This window comes from Aestuariivita boseongensis, assembly GCF_001262635.1.
GTDB classification, from domain to species: Bacteria; Pseudomonadota; Alphaproteobacteria; order Rhodobacterales; family Rhodobacteraceae; genus Aestuariivita; species Aestuariivita boseongensis.
In genome coordinates this window covers 1-310 of sequence record NZ_JXYH01000142.1, presented here as the reverse complement: position 1 = coordinate 310, position 310 = coordinate 1, and the positions used below count along the sequence as shown (strand labels likewise).

The window sequence follows — 310 nt, the reverse complement described above, 5'->3', positions numbered from 1 at the left end:
AGCGCGCTCTCGATACCCGTTGCGCCATGTCGCGCGGTCAGTGCTGCGTTCATGTCGTCCGGCACCGATCACGCCTTCGACATCGGCCTCCATGATCAGCTGAAGCACGTTCTCCGCAAGAGCACGCATGAAGTCGCCCTGATCATGCTTTGAAAGTAGCTCGGAAAGGTCCATGTTGGTTTTGGTCATCGGGGTCTCCGTGTGGTTCGTGGTTGAAGCGTTCAAACTCCACCCGACCATACACCTCGGTGGCCACCAATCCCTACACCGCGACCGGCGCAGAAATTACACCACGTCCTCGGACACTAAC

The 310-nt window shown here is 58.1% G+C and carries 1 protein-coding gene; it reads right to left on the bottom strand.

What is annotated here, in order from left to right:
- Positions 1–189 (bottom strand): transposase (locus tag TR61_RS19520; RefSeq protein ID WP_172677039.1); only part of this gene is annotated, 189 nt, incomplete at its 3' end.
- Between the last annotated feature and the right edge of the window lie 121 nt (positions 190–310).